Source organism: Bacillus sp. PK6-026, assembly GCF_054161455.1.
In genome coordinates, this window is record NZ_CP096418.1 from 2907562 (window position 1) to 2923850 (window position 16289).

The window sequence follows — 16289 nt, forward strand, 5'->3', positions numbered from 1 at the left end:
CCAGCATCACGATATCCAGCACTCCGCTCACCTCCTTTCATGTTTTTTGCACGAAAAAAAGCCGCAAGAGAACAAACCTCTTACGGCTTTTTTGGGCACAGTTAAGAAACCGTGCTTTATGCACGTTTTTTGGTTCTCTTTAAACGCTTGCGAGGTTAGCTGTCGGATTCAGGTGCAAAGAGTCACCTTACCTTGAAAAGGATTCACCCCAAGTGGCAGCGCCACAAAAAATTGGTTCCCCCGCTTCCAATTGGAATTCAGCGGTTACGTTAATTGGAAATTTTATTCAGTTTTTTGATGAGATTTATATTACGCCCGTTCAATCATCGTGTAAAGTTTCATAAATGATCAAATTTCCTCGTTTATCAATTTTATAACCTTTTTTACACAGTTTATGACTTATTACCTTCTATTTTCTCTTAATATCTCGTTTTCTCTTTCATGTTATGGCTTTTACCTGTGAAAAACGGCGGATAAAAAATGTGTCGAAGCCCACTCGGAAATTCGAACGGGGCCGTTTTTTGTTAAAAGTCAAAGTTATCAGGATCAGGACCGACACGGGTGTTTTCATTCAGCCCGTCAATTTGCTTCATTTCCTCGAGGGTCAGTTCAAAATCAAATACGTCCGCGTTTTGGGCAATTCGCTCCGCTTTTGTCGACTTTGGAATGGTGATGACTCCGTTTTGCAAATCCCAGCGTAAAATGACTTGAGCAGGTGTCTTGCCGTGCTTGTCCGCGATATCTTTCAGCAGCGGGTGGCTGAGCAATTGGCCTTGCATCAGCGGCGACCATGCTTGAAGCTGGATGCTGTGCGAACGGCAAAACGCTTGCAGCTCTTTCTGCGTGAGCCGCGGGTGATACTCGACCTGGTCGATCACCGGTTTGACGGCGGCATCTTTCAGCAAGTCTTCCAGATGGTGAACGTGAAAATTGCTGACGCCGATTGCTTTTACGCGCCCTTGTTCATAAAGAGTTTCAAGGGCTTTCCACGCCGCTTTATAGCGCCCTTCAACAGGCCAGTGGATCAGGTATAAATCCAGGTAATCGAGCCCGAGCTTTTCGAGACTCGCTTCGTAGGCTGCAATCGTTTCGTCATAGCCTAAATCGTCATTCCAGACCTTTGACGTTACAAACAAGTCTTCTCTAGAAATTCCGGCTTCTTTCAACCCTTCGCGAATTCCTTGGCCAACCCCTTCTTCATTTCCGTAGATGGCTGCCGTATCGATACTGCGGTAGCCGTGCTTGATTGCCGTTTTTACGGCTTGCACCAGTTCGGGCCCTTCCTCTACTTTAAACACGCCTAGTCCAAACCAGGGCATGTCCGTCCCGTTATTCAATGTGATTCGATCTTGCAGATTTTTTGCCGTCATCTAATTGGCCTCCTCATATTTTTGTATACATCATGCGCAGTTTTTCTTTAAAGCTTGATTTTGTTTTTGGTCATTTCGTTCCAGCGCCCTGCTCCAGCCCGTCAGCGCGACGGCGCCGAGCACCATCAAAGCTCCGGCCCATGGAGTGTGAATCAAACCGATCGACTGTGTGATGGCGCCTCCTGTATAAGATCCGATCGCGATCCCGGCGTTGAATGCAGCGATATTGACAGCTGATGCGACATCTACCGCCCCCGGAACAAACCGTTCAGCCAGAATTACCACATAGGACTGGAGCCCGGGGACATTCATAAATGCTAAAAATCCCATCAGCATGATGACGATAAAGCCCGCTGCCTGATAAGGAGCAGCCGCCGTTAAGATGAGAAGCACAACCGCTTGGGCGATGAACATATAGAATAATGCAGTAAGCGGTTTTTGGTTGGCCGCTTTACCTCCGATGATATTTCCGAGCGCGACGGCAATGCCGTAAGTAAGCAAAATGACGGCAACAGCTTCCTGTTTAAAACCTGTCACATGCTGAAGCAGCGGGGATAAATACGTAAAGACAACAAATGTTCCTCCATAACCAAGCGCCGTAATGATGAATAAAAGCAGCAGACGGCCATTGGTTACAAGTTTCAATTGGCTCTTGAAAGACGTTCGGACGCCTTTCGGCAAATCGGCCGGAACAAGAAAGCTGTTGGCGATAAACGCCAGTGCGCCGATAGCGACGATCGCCGCAAAAGCAATCCGCCAGCCGAACAGCTGACCGAGGAACGTGCCGATGGGAACTCCGGTAATCATCGCAATCGTCAGACCGGTAAACATAATTGATATCGCTCCGGCTCTTTTATCCGCCGGGACCAGGCTTGCCGCAATCGTTGAACCGATTGACATAAATACGCCATGAGAAAACGCGGAAATCACGCGGGCGGTTAATAAAACACCGATGCTTCCGGCACATGCCGCAAGCCCGTTTCCGATCATAAAAATAATCATAATCACAAGCAACAGCGCTTTTCTCGGCATACTCGATGTGACAGACGTCAATACGGGTGCGCCGACTGTCACGCCCAAAGCGTATAACGATACAGTCAGCCCCGCGGTCGTCACTGAAATGTTCATGTCATCAGCAATTAAAGGCAGAAGCCCCACGCTGATGAATTCGGTTGTTCCGATGGCAAATGCGCTGGCCGCCAAGGCTAAAAGCGCTAATGTACTGCGTTTTTTATCATGAACAGAAGTCATTCTTTTTCCCCCTTTCGTTTTTAATGTATAGCAAATGTCTGCCGGCAAATGATATTATGGTACATATCATCTATAAAAAAAAGTACGCACTTTTAAGTGCGATAGGAACCAAAAAGTTAGATAGGTACTTTTCGGTTCCTATGGTTTGGAGGAGAACATGAAGCCGAAAAAGTACAATATATCTGTCGAAGCTACACTTGAAGTAATTGGAGGTAAATGGAAATGTGTGATTTTGTGCCATTTGACGCACGGCAAAAAACGCACGAGCGAGCTGAAGCGGCTGATGCCGAACATTACGCAGAAAATGCTGACCCAGCAGCTGCGCGAACTGGAGGAGGACGGCGTCATCAATCGGCTCGTGTACCAGCAGGTGCCGCCGAAGGTCGAATACGAACTCAGCGAATACGGATGGACGCTTAAAGACATATTGGATTCATTGTGCGCCTGGGGTGAAACACATATTACGAAAGTGTATGGAGACAAATTTGCCGTTTTGGAGGACAGCGTGCTGAATGAACAATTAAAGGAAACATAATAAATAGATGGAGGTCAGGATGGGAAAATGGTTTCTTTCCGGGGGCGGAGATGCGCACCAAACTGAACGGCTGGATCGACATTTTGCCGGGAGCCTCTGCCCGCATAAGCCTTTGTTGTATATTCCGATTGCCATGGACGCCGACAGGTATGATGAAGGCTTCGATTGGATCAGCCGGCTCTTTCACCCGCTCGGCGTTAAAAATATCGTGATGTGGACGGATGTCAAAGGCAAAACCGTGCACGATTTAGACGCATTTTCTGCCGTATATATTGGCGGAGGAAATACGTTTCGTCTGCTCAAACAATTCATTGAATCACATTTTATCGAGGTGTTAAAGTGCTATGCCGAAAGCGGCGGCGTCATTTACGGCGGAAGCGCAGGCGCCGTCATTCTCGGAAAGAACATCATGACTTGCTCTTATATGGACCGCAATGCTTGCGGATTGCGCGATTTTAACGGATTAAAGCTTCTGGGAGACTATGCGGTTTGGTGTCACTACAAGGTTGAACATGATCCGCTGATTAAAAGGTATAGGCATGCCTTTGACACTCCCGTCATCGCCTTGCCGGAAGAAACGGGAATCGCCGCAAGCATTTCAGACATCCGGGTCATCGGAACAAAGCCCGCACGGATTTTTAATGAAGACGGCGCGGTATTCGTTTCAGATCAATTTGTTTTATAAAGCAAAAAACGCTTCGGCTCATCGGCGAAGCGTTTTTCTTGTTTTTGCGGCTGCAAGCCGTTTGACCAGGCTTTCCGTCAGAAAAAACACGGTGAGACTCAAACCCAGCAAAACAGAAAAATTTGACATCAACGGCTCACGATCAACATATTCAAAAGCATGATGCACAAAAAGTATCACAGCCCAGAAAATGATAGCCGCACGGCAAGCTGTGTCTGCGGCTTTTTTCCTTTTGGGTCTGCATACATGACAGCGCCTCCCAAGGAGACTCTCACGCCCCAATCTGCTGATTTCCTTCGCACTTACTGTGTTTTGATTTCCTCTTCCGTTTCATAAAACCGAGCCAGCTCCACAATCATCGCTCCCATTCGTTCGAGGCCGGGAGCGAGCAGGCGTTCAACTCCTTCTTCTCTTAAAGCTTCTGCCGTCACTTTTCCGACAGCGGCTGCCAACACGCTGTCTTGAAAAGATTGGACAATTTTCTCCGCATAGCCGTTTTCTTTCGCAAAATGAAAAAGCGAGCGGACTTGGACGGCTGTTGTAAAGCAAACTGCATCCACTTCACGGTTGATGACCTCGCTGCACAATAAGGCGACGGTTTCCCGGTCCGGTGCAACATGGCGATACGGCAAAAGCGGAAAAACAGCTGCACCTTTCTCTTCCAAAAACTGAAGCAGTGACGGTGCGTTTTCGCCGTGAAGCTGGACCATCACCCGTTTCCCGGAAAAATCATGGGATTGAAGCGAGTCGATCAGTCCTTTGGTGGTGCCGTCTTCATCCGCCGCAACCGGCGTAATGCCGAGCTTTTTTAATGCGGCGATTGTTTTGTAGCCTCTCGATGCCGCCTTCGCCCCGCGGATCGCTTGTAAATAGCGCTCACCGATCCCCAGTTTATCAGCTAGGTTGACAAGCGTCTCCGTCCCGATTCCTGTCGTAAAAATCACCCAGTCGGCTCCCGTTTCAACAAAGGCTCGCAAATCAGGACCTACTTCTTTTTCGGCCAAAAACACGGTACCCTGAAGGGAACGTACGACGGGAACCCCGCCTTGCTTTTTGATTAATGTGCTCATTTCATCCGTTTTTCGCGATGCTCCGATGGCAATTCTTCTGCCGTTCAATCCTTTTCCCAATCCAATCCCTCTTTTCCGTATCTGTTTCTATCAATGTAATGGTTTACTATCATCTTCCAAATGAGATATGATTGAATTATCAAAAAATAACAGGAGGTTTTTCAATGCATTCTCAATTTGAAACCCGAGCCGAGCATTTGACGAAACATGCCCGTTTTTTCGAGTATACCACTGCCTCTGACCCGATTGGAAGCGGAATAATCAGTCCGATTCCTGTGAAAGAGTTCGGACCTGAATTGTATGAAACAGGTGAAACGCGGATCATCCCGCTGGACATCTCAGAAGAACTGAAGACGGAATATCCAGCTTCAAGCCCTTCCCTTCTCGCCCACTTCATCAAGATTCGTTCGGGTGACACGATTCACACCGCCCCCCGCGCGACAAGCGAACTATATTACATTGTCAGCGGCGCAGGGCGTACCGAAGCGGGCGAAGATACGATTCACTGGCAGAAAGGCGATTTTTTGACTTTGCCTGCCGGTTCAAGCAGCCAGCATACCGCAGCAGAAGATGCAGCCATTTATTACATCACCGATTCACCTCTCCTGCATTATTTGGGCGTAAAGCCGTCGGAATCCCGCTTTCAACCAACCATCTACACCGCTGAACAGGCAAAAGCAAAATTGGCTGAAGCGGCCGCCGCTCCTGACGCCCGTTTCCGAAACCGTATTTCCGTTCTTTTAAACAATGATATATTCGATCAAACGCTGACGATCACCCATGTATTGTGGGCGATGTTCGGCATCGTGCCTCCCGGCTCCAATCAAGCGCCCCACAGCCACAAGTCGGTGGCTCTCGATTTTGTCGCCTATGCCGCACCAGGCACGTACACATTAGTCGGAAGCAAAATCGATCCGGACACAAAGGAAATCATCGATCCGAAACGGATTGACTGGGTAACCGGAAAAGCCTTCATTACACCGCCGGGATTATGGCATTCCCACCATAATGAGTCAGGTGAAGCGGCCTATATCATCCCCATCCAAGATGCGGGCCTGCAAACGTACCTCCGGACACTGGATATTCAATTTCAGCATTATGAAAAATGAAAAAGCGGGAAGCCGGATCATTCTTTTCGGCTCCCCGCTTTTCTATTCGTTTTTCGCTTTCTTGGAAATCATGTCCGCGATTTCTTCGGCCTGCGCCTGAACAGCGTTTGGATCATACGGCCAGAACCTGTCCGGATCGAGGAAAAAGACCTTGCCTTTTTTCACCGCGTCAAGCGACTTCCAAACCGGATTGTCCTGATCAAGCTTTCCGTTGTATGATTCATCGACAAATATGTAGTCTCCGGCATATTTCGGCAGAACTTCGAAAGATATGGCTTTATATCCATCAGCTGTATCAATGGCATCCTTTTTAACAGATTCAGGCGGCGTCAGTCCCAGCTGCGTATAGATCGCCTCTCCGCCCCGATACCCGTAGGCCCCGTAGACATACACAGATTTTGCATATGCGCCGATTAAAGAGAACGTTTCGCCTTGCACAGATGCATCTTTGATTTTCGCGCGGGCGACTTTCATTTTTTGATTAAACATTTTCGTCCACTCCCGGGCCTCCTTTTCCTTGCCGAGCAGCGTGCCAAACGTTTTCATTTCATCGCGTGCATCTTTAAACGTGCCGAACGGATAAACGACAGTCGGAGCGATTTTTGAGAGCTTTTCATATTCTTTTTTATCGTTTGTCATCGATACGATCAAATCGGGTTTAAGCTTAAGAATCTTTTCCACAGATACTGAAAAACCGTCTTTTCCCCCGATATTCTTTATTTCTGAAATATGATCTTTAATATAGGGACTTTCAAGATATTTCCCTGTTTCTCCAAGCGGCTTGATTCCGAATGCAAGCATTGTCCCTGCATATCCTATCGTAACGACGCGCTTCGGATTGGCCGGTACAGTGACATTTCCGTTGATTGTTTTCACCACTCTTGTTTTCGCTTCGTTCTTTGATGCCGTCTGTTTTTGGCCGCTTTGACAGCCTGAAAGAAAAACAGAAAATGCGAGTAAAACGGTCAATATATAAGAATACTGCTTTTTCGTCATGTTCAACCCTCCAATTGATAATAATTATCATTATCAATATACAGGATAATTGTCACCATGAGAAGTCTTTATTTGCTTTACGGCTGATCAGGCCGCTCATTCCGTCGATAGTATTCGATGACAAATTCTTTAAAGTTGCGTGCCGCCGGCGATAAATAATAGTCTTTCAAAACGGCGAGACCGATCGTCCTCTCAGAACGGTAGTCTGACACTCGGCAAAATGCCACCGGAGAATGGATGTGTTCCGCCGTTTTCGGCAGGATCGCCGCACCGAGCCCTGCTGACACAAGGCCCAAAATCGTCGACACTTCTTCCCCTTCAAACGCAAGCTTCGGGCTGATGGACAGTTCCCGGCACATTTGATCAAACACATATCGAAGACCATAACCCGGCTTAAAACCGACAAAGTCCTCATGGGCAATGGATCTGATCGCGACTTCTTTCCGATCTGCGAGCGGGTGGTCGGCGGGAAGCACCAGGTAAAGCGGTTCAGTATCCAGCACCGTCCATTCAAGAAGTTCGTTTGGAAGGGGTGGTGAGCTGAGACATATATCAGCCTCGCCCGTCTCCACCATATGCTGAAGATGTTCATTTGCGGCCTGATACAGACGGAACGCAACATTCGGGTATTTCTTTTTAAAACCGGCAATCAGCTGCGGCATCAGGCGTGAACCAAGCGTATGCAAAAAAGATACCGAGATTTCCCCGGCATTCGGATTGACGCTTTCCCTGATTTGCTGGACGCCTTCGTCAAGAGCAAGGCGGGCCTGTTTCGCTTTGATGAGGAACTGCTCGCCGTACTTTGTTAGGCGGATCGATTTTGTTTTTCGAATAAACAGCGGGACGCCCAATTCTTCTTCAAGCTTTTTGATCGACCTGCTCAAAGCCGGCTGGGAAATCCTTTGTTCCAGGGCGGCTTTTGTAAAATGTTTATGCCTGCTCACGGCAATAAAATGGTCAATTTGATAGAGTTCCAATGCTCATCCGCTCCTTCATAACTAGAATGCATGATGTTGATAGATATTATAAATTAGACACATCACAAATGAAAGCGTACCATGAAACATAGATTGTCATTCTGGAAAAGAGGAGCTACCATGACTTACATACAGCCGCATACGAAAGATTATCAAAAAGCAAGCATCGCCTTATTCATCAGCGGTTTTGTGACATTTGCCACGCTTTACACCACACAGCCGCTCATGCCTCTGTTTGCGGAGGAATTCGGCATATCGGCGGCAGCTGCAAGCTTAACTTTATCCATTTCAACAGGTATATTGGCTTTTGCACTGCTTACGGCAGCAGCTTTATCTGACGGATTCGGCCGGAAGACAATTATGGCAATATCCCTGTTTGCGACATCTGTGCTCGGCCTCTTGACCGCCTTTAGTCCGAACTTCGCGGCGCTCTTGGTGATGAGAGGGCTGCTTGGCTTTTTCCTTGCAGGCGTACCCGCGATCGCCATGACTTATGTCGGAGAGGAATTTGATCCGCGAGGGCTCGGGAAAATGATGGGGTTATACATTAGCGGCACAAGCCTTGGAGGAATGAGCGGAAGGCTTTTGACCGGCCTTTTGACAGACTTGTTCAGCTGGCGTGCAGCGCTTGGAATCATCGGGGGATTATCAGTGCTATTAAGCTATTTGTTTTGGATTTTGCTGCCCCGTCCACAGCACTCCGCTAAGCGAAAAACGAGCATGAAAAAGGCGAGCCTCGCCTACTCTGCCGTCTTGATGAACAAACGGCTGCTGTCGATTATTTCACTCGGATTTCTATTAATGGGAAGCTTTGTTACGCTGTTCAATTATATCGGATTTCAATTGATGGGCCCTCCGTACAGACTCTCTCAAACTGTCATCGGGTTCATCTTTATCGTTTATTTGGCAGGGGCAATCAGTTCCGTTTATATGGGAAAGAAAGCCGACCGTTTTGGCAGCCCGCTGATGCTGAAAATCGGGATTGCCATTATCGCGGGAGGCGCATTGCTTACGCTTCTGCCTCAGCTTTCTCTGAAAATCGCCGGAATCGCTGTCTTTACATTCGGATTTTTCGGCTCGCATTCGATCGCAAGCTCCTGGGTCGGGCAGACGGCCGGCGAACAGCGCGTTCAAGCTTCCTCCCTTTATTTGCTGAGCTATTATCTCGGCTCAAGCTTAGCAGGGTCTTTCGGAGGCTTCTTCTGGACTCATTTTAAATGGCCGGGAATCGTCGCCTTCATTACCTTGCTGCTTTTGGCCGCTTATCCGGCAATTTTCTTTGCCGAAGCCAAAAGGAACAAGCGGCAAGACGATACACAGATCCGAAATAAAAGCTAAACTTTCTTCACCACATGCCGATATTTAAATCAAAGCCAGCATGACGATTCCTCCTGAAGATCAGCCGTTTTTAGAATGAATAAATGCAGCCTGTCATGTTGGCTTTTCCTTTATCTCCCTCTATAATGGTTTGAGGGGGAATCATCTTGCTTAAAACAATTGGATTTAACGGATTTTTGGCATCTGCATGTTTGAATCTTTTTCTCAGGTTTGGGCTCAAAATAAACGGCACAGCGAATGATATCATCTCAATGGTCTCCCTGGTCTTCGTACTGATGTACGTATGGGGAGATTTGAAAAAACGAAGTGCAAAAACGCTCATTTTACAAGGGCTCGCTCTCGTCACCTCTGTGGCGTTATTGGTGTTTGTCATCATGAAAGGGCAAACATTCATTGATTCTCTGCCTTTTTTCGAGGGCTGGGAGACGCCGGCAAAATGGGGATATATTTTGCTCGTTTGGTTCTTGGGATTAAACCTTTTCATCTATATCAATGGAAGAATCACAAACTCTAAAAAAGAGGCATCCTGTTAAGATTACAAGACCTAAATTGAAAAAAGATAAATAAATTAAAGGGCATAACATATTTTATATGACTAATATGTTATGCCCTTTCTTCTTCAACTAACGCCCCCGTTACTTTAAGTACATTCTTTCACAAAGTTAGTCAGATTGATGTTATTTGAATGCGCAGCACCGTTGTACTACGTAGCTAATAGATCTGTTGTTTTTTCGGCTTGATTATTCAACATTAGCTTCTATTGCTGAATAGTTGAAAATGCGAAAAAACATGCTTTATTACCTGTCTGAATACTCTTTTGAGTATTTTAAAAGGTCCGGACTCGAGTATAGTCGCGAACCATGATTTGAAATATTTCAAACTGACTGTATGTGTATTTTACATTTTGATCCATCATACTTATTCACTCAATGTTCCTATATGATAAATATTCTAAAAATTCCTTGGACGCAAGGGAAAGTGATTTTTGGTCCCTTGTGGCTATACCAATATTTCTAAATGCAGGAATTTCAAGCTCTTTCGCTATAATCTTGTGAGGAATACGCTTCAAGATCAATTCTGGTAATATACTGATTCCTAGTCCGTTTTCCACCATAGACATAATGGCATAATCATCCCATGTTGTAAAATTAACTTGGGGTGAAATTTGGTGCATCTCAAAAATTTCAGAGATTTCTGCTTTTGCTCCCTTTTCCAGTAGCATAAACGGACTATTCAATAAGTTATCGATTGGAAATTTTTCACAATTAGCAAGAGGATGATTTAATGGCATTACGACCAGCAAACGGTCTTGCTCCACAAAGATAGTATCTAAATCTGGTTTTGATGGAAGTCGCACAAATCCAAAATCAACACGTCCATTTAGAATCCAACTTTCAATTTCTGTATAATCACCAAGCAGAAGTTCAAAATCAATCTTTGGGTAATCCTTCTTAAAAATTCTAATCATATTAGGAAGCCAATGGGTTGCTACGCTAGAAAATGTCCCAATACGAATCATCCCAGTCTTTATATCGTGTAACTCTTCGATCTGAGTCATTAAGATCTCATGCTCATTACATATTCTCTTTAATTGGGGCAGTAACTTTAAGCCATCAGAGGTTAAATTAATACCGGCACGTCCTCTTTCAAAAAGGGAAACCCCCCATTCCGTTTCTAAATCGTTAATCATACGGCTGATCCCCGACTGTGTATAGTCCAAGCTTTGAGCAGCTTTTGTAAAGCTACCCAATTCTACTACTTTTACAAACGCCACATATTTTTGGATATTCATACTCGTTTCCTTTTCCATCTGTTTTTGTCATGCATATCATGAGAAAAATTCGTTTTTGTAATACATATGAACATGATATGTTATTACTATCAAAAATTCAAGTTAGGAAAGGCTAGGGATATAAAGATGTTTTTTGTGAGTGATATTATGGAAAAAGTACCAGATAGCTATAAGTCTACGCTACAAAAAATGGTCTACGAATCATTGACAAAGTTACAGATTTCATTTAAACGAGTGATTACTGATGAAGCCATATCAATGGAGGACTGTATCGAGATCAATCAAAAATTGGATATGAAAATGGTAAAAACGCTGTTGCTCTGCAATAGTAAAAAGACAAGGTTTTATTTATTTATAACCACCGCTGATAAGCCATTCAAATCAAAAGATTTTAGCAATGCACTTGACATTTCACGCGTATCCTTTGCTCCGCCGGAACTAATGGAAAGTATTCTTGGCGTAAAAATCGGTGCTGCTACTGTATTTGGCGTTTTAATGGACAAGGAAAATGTTGTGCAGGTTGTTTTTGATAGGGATGTGCTTTTGGAAGAGTGGTATGGATGTAGCGATGGAACGACAACCGGATATATGAAGGTCAAAACAAAGCTGATCGTCAATAATTTCCTAACTTATGCAAAGCATATTCCGACAGTAATCGAAGTCTAAATTCGGAAAAAGAATGGCGATTCATTACTTTATTTTAATAACAGGTTAATTCTATGCGAAATATAAGCAGTTTCGAGATTATTAGGAGTAGACGATGAAAACTAAAAGGTTCAAAGGAGGGAAGTTTGTGGATCAAAAGCGATTATTACTAATCTATGGTTTAGTATTTTTTGTCACAGCTATTTGGGGACTTAATATGGTTTTAATTAAAGTATTGGTGGAACATTTACCTCCACAAACCATGACGGCATTTCGAATTATGATGGCTGGGATTACGGCATTGATCATAATTGTTCTTGGAAAATCATTTCGTCGTTTATCGAAAAGAGAATGGATTTATACACTACTCGGGTGTGTTTTTGGTGTCATTCTACATCACTCGCTTATAGCAATAGGCTTAACAATTATTGATGCTTCGAATGCTTCTTTAATTCTATCATTAGTACCACTTACAACAGCAATACTTGCCGTCCTCTTTTTAGGTGAACAATTAACAAAATTGCGAATCATAGGATTTCTCCTCGCATTAATTGGTGTCTTTTTTATTCAAGGTGGTTCATTCAATAATATGCAATTGTCTCAAGGAGAATTGATTTTATTTATTGCAATGTTCGTCCAAGCCATTAGTTTTATTTTTGTAAAAAAGGCAACAGCAACTCTCGATTCCAAACAGGTAACAACAATAATGTATTTATTAGGTTCAATAGGTTTGTTGATTATTAGTTTTATAACTGAACCTAAAGGATTCAACGAAATGACTTCAGCCACTTTCTTTATTTACTTTTTATTTATTGTGTCAGGGGTAGTGGCAACAGGTGTGGGGTATATAGTTTTTTATGCAGCGATCCAGCAGATAGGAGCCGGAAAAACAGCCATATTTAATAACTTTGTTCCTTTTTTTGGTCTTGTGTTCTCCGCACTTTTCTTAAATGAAAACATTACAGCTTCACAATTAATTGGATTTGTAATTATTGTAGCTGGAGTTCTATTTGGAACAGGTTATATTGAAAAACTTTGGGCGAAAAAGCATAATCGGATTAATAATACACAAAAGAGTATAGATTAATATCCATTTTTTAGTATTAACTGCTTAATTTCACCTACATCGTTTATATTCCATTTGCGATAATCTCAATATCTAATTAACAAATATAATATGCCAAAGAAAAGAGGATACATGCTCATATATTGAACATAATATCCTCTTATAAGTTTAGTCTATTTAAATCAATTCAGAATGCCTCTTTTTGTTTTACGTACTTGCGATGCTGTCCGCGGCACAGCCCTCGTCCACGTTATGTTGGGAAACGCCGCCGTCCCACACATCCTTTGCATACCGCCCTTCTTCCAAAAGTCCGGACAGCCAGCTTTGCGACTCTTCCTGACTCGCTCCCTGTACAATGCGGTACGCCTCGCACAAAGCTTGTTCAACAGCGGGAGCCATGTGGCTTCCGTCTCCGCACACATACAGGCGGCCGCCTTCGTTCAACAAGTGAATCAGCATGTCTGCATCCTCTCTGAGCAAATCTTGCACATATGTTTTCGGACGGCCTTCAAGCCTGGAAAACGCTGTATGCAAATGGACGATTCCGTCCTTTTCCGCTTGCTCCAATTCGTCTCGATACAGAAAATCTTCATTCGGACGGCGGCAGCCGAAGTACAAATGCGCTTCACCGAGCTTTATCCCGGCATCACGCTGGAGGCGGCGCGCCTGAAGAAATCCGCGGTAAGGTGCGATTCCGGTGCCCGGTCCGACCATGATCACCGGTGTTTCAGGATCTCCAGGAAGCCTGAAGCCTGACTGGGGCTCCCTGATGAAACAAGAAATCGCGTCTTTCGGCTCAAGGCCTGCGAGATAGTTCGATGCAACCCCCTTATATTGCCCGCGGCCGCTCAATGCCGGGCCGCTTACGACAGAGACGGTGATGCTTGTTTGCCGAGGGTTAAGCTGCGGCGAACTGGAAATCGAGTAATACCTCGGTTTTAGCGGAGGCAGAAGCGCCAGAAAGCGGGCGAACGGCAGTTCACAGGCCGGGTATTGCTCAAGCAGGTCAAGCATTGTCAGCCGTTTTTTCAACACTTGATTCTTATAGACGTCATCTTTCAGCAGGTCTTCAAGCTCGCGCTGATGAGGCGGACAAACAGTATGTGCCGCCAACTCGCGAATCTGGGCCCTTGCAGCCGGTTCCTGCAGCTCGACACAATGTTGAAAAAGATCCTTGACATGAACGGGCCGCTCCAAAGGCAAATGTGATGCTTGATTCCGGCCGCTGATCATAATTTGTTCATTTCCGTTCAGCCCAAACCGCTGAAAAACGCGTTCAATCAGCACCTCGCTGTTTTGCGGAAGCACCCCGAGATGGTCTCCCTCCTGATATGCGGTACCTTCAGGAAGCGATATTTCAATATGCCTCGTGCTTCTCCCGCTCTCTTCACACTGCAGTTCCCGGTTTGCCGATATTTTCGCTGTAAACACTTGATAAGCTTTAGCCAGCGGCGAAGCCGCAGGTGCGCTTACAAACTCGACAGATATGGCTTGTCTGTCTGTTTGATTCGGCTCGGGTTCGGACAATGAAAATTCGGTTCTTAAAAGCGGCCACAGATCGTTTTTCCATGACTCAAACTGTCCTTCAAAATCATCGCCTGCGTCCCCTTCTCCAAGCTTGTGCAGCCTTTGGGCGCCTCTTTTTTCCAATGCGCTGTCAATCAGGCGCGGAATCCGCTGGTAGGTGCTGGCCCAGCTCCGGTTACCGCAGCCGAATACCGCATATTTGACACCGTGCAAATCGCCTGTCTGATCATGCTCAAGCCAATGGACAAATTCCCTTGCGCAATCGGGCGGGTTTCCGTTATAGGAAGCCGTCACAATAATAACAGCCCCTTCTGCCGGGAGGTCGCCTGAATATTGATCAAGCTCCGCCATCCGGCTTCGATATCCTTGCTCACGCGCTTCTTCAGCAAGCTCCTTTGCAACCTCTTCGGCTGTGCCGAGATTTGAACCGTAGAGCACAAGGAGAGGGGTTCCGTGCGTATTTTCCGCTACCGGTGCGGAAGGCTTTTCTTCCTGCCGCATGTTCTCTTCAGGTTGAGCACCCGGCGTCACCATCATTGCTTCTTTTTTCCTCGGCCTTACCCTGATTGTGAAGCCATCCGGTTTTAATGTCAGCGATTCTTTGATCTTCAATTGATAGTTTGCATGATCTTCAAGATCAAAGTACTGAAGAATCATGCCGAGCACAAGCGTCGCTTCGTGAAGGGCGAACTGCATGCCGATGCATGCCCTTTGGCCGTTGCCAAACGGTTTGTATGCGTGCGCCGGAATGCTGTCCATCTGCTCGAACCGTTCAGGCCGGAACGCCTCGGCATCTTCTCCCCAGACGCTTTGATCCCTGTGCAGTTTTGGGATGAGCACTGTGACGCTCTGGCCTTTCGGAATCAAGTATTTTCCCCCGATAACTGTTTCGTCTTTTGCGTAAAGAGAAAAAGCCGGCGCCGTCGGCCAAAGCCTTATCGATTCATTCAAAATCATTCGAATGTATTTCAGCTGCTGAACCTGTTTGTAGGAAGGAACGGGATCGGTCAGCACGCGGTCCGCTTCTTCATACGCTTTCTTAAGCTTATCCGGATGCTTCAGGAGCAGATAGATCGCAAACGATAATAAACCGCTCGTCGTCTCGTGCCCGGCGATCAAAAACGTAATGATTTGATAGCGGATATTCTCATCATCCAGTTTTTCGCCGGTCTCAGGGTCTTTCGCATGAAGCATAAGCGATAAAAGGTCATTTCCGCTTTCGCCGCCGGCCTGCTTCCGGTCAGCGATGATCCGGTCAACAAGAGAAAACATCGACTCAACATCGCTGTCAAACTGACGCTTCGTTTGGACCATCAGCTTATCCTGCAGCGGAAAGCGCTTCGTCTGTCTCATCGCTTCGCTCAAACCCCGGACCATGCTCTCGATAAACGGATGCTGCCCTTCGCGGTAGAAGCTGTTAAATCGGTAGTTAAATCCGCATAAGCCGATCGTATCCAGCGTCAGCCGCGTCATATCATCCGGTACGTCAATACTTTCATCCGGATTGAGACGGGACCATTTTTGGATGAGCTGGACGGCGATGTCCTGCATCATGGGATGGTATCCCTTCATCGCTTTTTGGCTGAAGCTCGGCAGAAGGATATTGTGGGCTTTCCGCCAATTGGGTTCCTTCGTCCAGCTCGTAAACAGCCCGTCTCCGCTGAACTCGCGAACTTTCAATAGCCCCTTCCCCATGTTTTTGTCAAACCGGGATTCGTCAGAGACTTCTTTAACCAGTTCATGGCTGGACACAAATACCCCAATCGCATCCGCAAACTTAAATTGAAAGATAGGCCCCATCTCATCCGCGATTTTCCAAAGAGACTGGGAGACCTTGTTTTTGTCAAGCAAAGGCAGGTTGCCGAGCGGTCCGTAAGTTTTAGGGATTGGAATTCCATTTAACGTGTTCATGAAAATCATCCTTTCTG

The 16289-nt window shown here is 45.8% G+C and carries 14 protein-coding genes and 1 riboswitch; of the genes, 7 read left to right on the forward strand and 7 right to left on the reverse strand.

Translation table 11 applies throughout. The annotated features are described in order from the left end of the window. Positions 1–130: 130 nt before the first annotated feature. Positions 131–273, reverse strand: a riboswitch (cyclic di-AMP (ydaO/yuaA leader). Positions 274–524: 251 nt separating this feature from the next. Both M1D59_RS14810 and M1D59_RS14815 read right to left on the reverse strand, forming a co-directional pair. Then, entirely contained in the window at positions 525–1370 is an 846-nt protein-coding gene (locus M1D59_RS14810) for an aldo/keto reductase (RefSeq protein WP_023855356.1), read from the reverse strand. A gap of 30 nt (positions 1371–1400) precedes the next feature. Beyond that, positions 1401–2621 (reverse strand): MFS transporter, encoded by a 1221-nt coding sequence (locus tag M1D59_RS14815; protein ID WP_458117497.1) that lies wholly within the window; start codon positions 2619–2621, stop codon positions 1401–1403. A 157-nt stretch (positions 2622–2778) separates the two neighbouring features. On the opposite strand from M1D59_RS14815, the gene M1D59_RS14820 reads away from it, so the two are divergent. Then, the gene (locus tag M1D59_RS14820; protein ID WP_020452368.1) at positions 2779–3156 is read left to right on the forward strand and encodes a winged helix-turn-helix transcriptional regulator; all 378 of its coding nucleotides are present in this window, start codon (positions 2779–2781) and stop codon (positions 3154–3156) included. Positions 3157–3175: 19 nt separating this feature from the next. After that, positions 3176–3841: a peptidase E gene (locus M1D59_RS14825; RefSeq protein WP_458117498.1), complete on the forward strand. Its 666-nt coding sequence runs from the start codon at positions 3176–3178 to the stop codon at positions 3839–3841. 302 nt (positions 3842–4143) lie between these two features. Here the strand turns inward: M1D59_RS14825 and M1D59_RS14830 are convergent, their stop codons facing one another. Then, positions 4144–4971, reverse strand: a complete 828-nt coding sequence (locus M1D59_RS14830; RefSeq protein WP_026579209.1) for a uroporphyrinogen-III synthase — start codon at positions 4969–4971, stop codon at positions 4144–4146. Between the two features lie 104 nt (positions 4972–5075). On the opposite strand from M1D59_RS14830, the gene M1D59_RS14835 reads away from it, so the two are divergent. Beyond that, entirely contained in the window at positions 5076–6020 is a 945-nt protein-coding gene (locus M1D59_RS14835) for a cupin domain-containing protein (protein WP_023855360.1), read from the forward strand. 42 nt (positions 6021–6062) lie between these two features. Here the strand turns inward: M1D59_RS14835 and M1D59_RS14840 are convergent, their stop codons facing one another. Together M1D59_RS14840 and M1D59_RS14845 are read right to left on the reverse strand one after the other, a co-directional pair. Further along, entirely contained in the window at positions 6063–7016 is a 954-nt protein-coding gene (locus tag M1D59_RS14840) for an ABC transporter substrate-binding protein (RefSeq protein WP_458117499.1), read from the reverse strand. 77 nt (positions 7017–7093) lie between these two features. Then, complete coding sequence (locus M1D59_RS14845; RefSeq protein ID WP_020452373.1) at positions 7094–7993, reverse strand: LysR family transcriptional regulator; 900 nt, start codon at positions 7991–7993, stop codon at positions 7094–7096. A gap of 120 nt (positions 7994–8113) precedes the next feature. Here M1D59_RS14845 and M1D59_RS14850 point away from each other — a divergent pair, with 120 nt between their 5' ends. Further along, entirely contained in the window at positions 8114–9331 is a 1218-nt protein-coding gene (locus M1D59_RS14850) for an MFS transporter (protein WP_023855361.1), read from the forward strand. Positions 9332–9477: 146 nt separating this feature from the next. Continuing rightward, positions 9478–9864, forward strand: a complete 387-nt coding sequence (locus tag M1D59_RS14855; protein ID WP_458117500.1) for a YoqO family protein — start codon at positions 9478–9480, stop codon at positions 9862–9864. Between the two features lie 389 nt (positions 9865–10253). Here M1D59_RS14855 and M1D59_RS14860 read toward each other — a convergent pair whose 3' ends face one another. Next, positions 10254–11123 (reverse strand): LysR family transcriptional regulator, encoded by an 870-nt coding sequence (locus M1D59_RS14860; RefSeq protein ID WP_145624144.1) that lies wholly within the window; start codon positions 11121–11123, stop codon positions 10254–10256. Positions 11124–11270: 147 nt separating this feature from the next. On the opposite strand from M1D59_RS14860, the gene M1D59_RS14865 reads away from it, so the two are divergent. Next, on the forward strand, positions 11271–11789 hold the full coding sequence (locus M1D59_RS14865; protein WP_318601722.1) for a prolyl-tRNA synthetase associated domain-containing protein: 519 nt from the start codon (positions 11271–11273) through the stop codon (positions 11787–11789). 127 nt (positions 11790–11916) lie between these two features. Further along, positions 11917–12855, forward strand: a complete 939-nt coding sequence (locus tag M1D59_RS14870; RefSeq protein WP_145624148.1) for a DMT family transporter — start codon at positions 11917–11919, stop codon at positions 12853–12855. Between the two features lie 186 nt (positions 12856–13041). Here the strand turns inward: M1D59_RS14870 and M1D59_RS14875 are convergent, their stop codons facing one another. Next, positions 13042–16272 (reverse strand): bifunctional cytochrome P450/NADPH--P450 reductase, encoded by a 3231-nt coding sequence (locus tag M1D59_RS14875; protein ID WP_458117501.1) that lies wholly within the window; start codon positions 16270–16272, stop codon positions 13042–13044. Positions 16273–16289 lie beyond the last annotated feature (17 nt).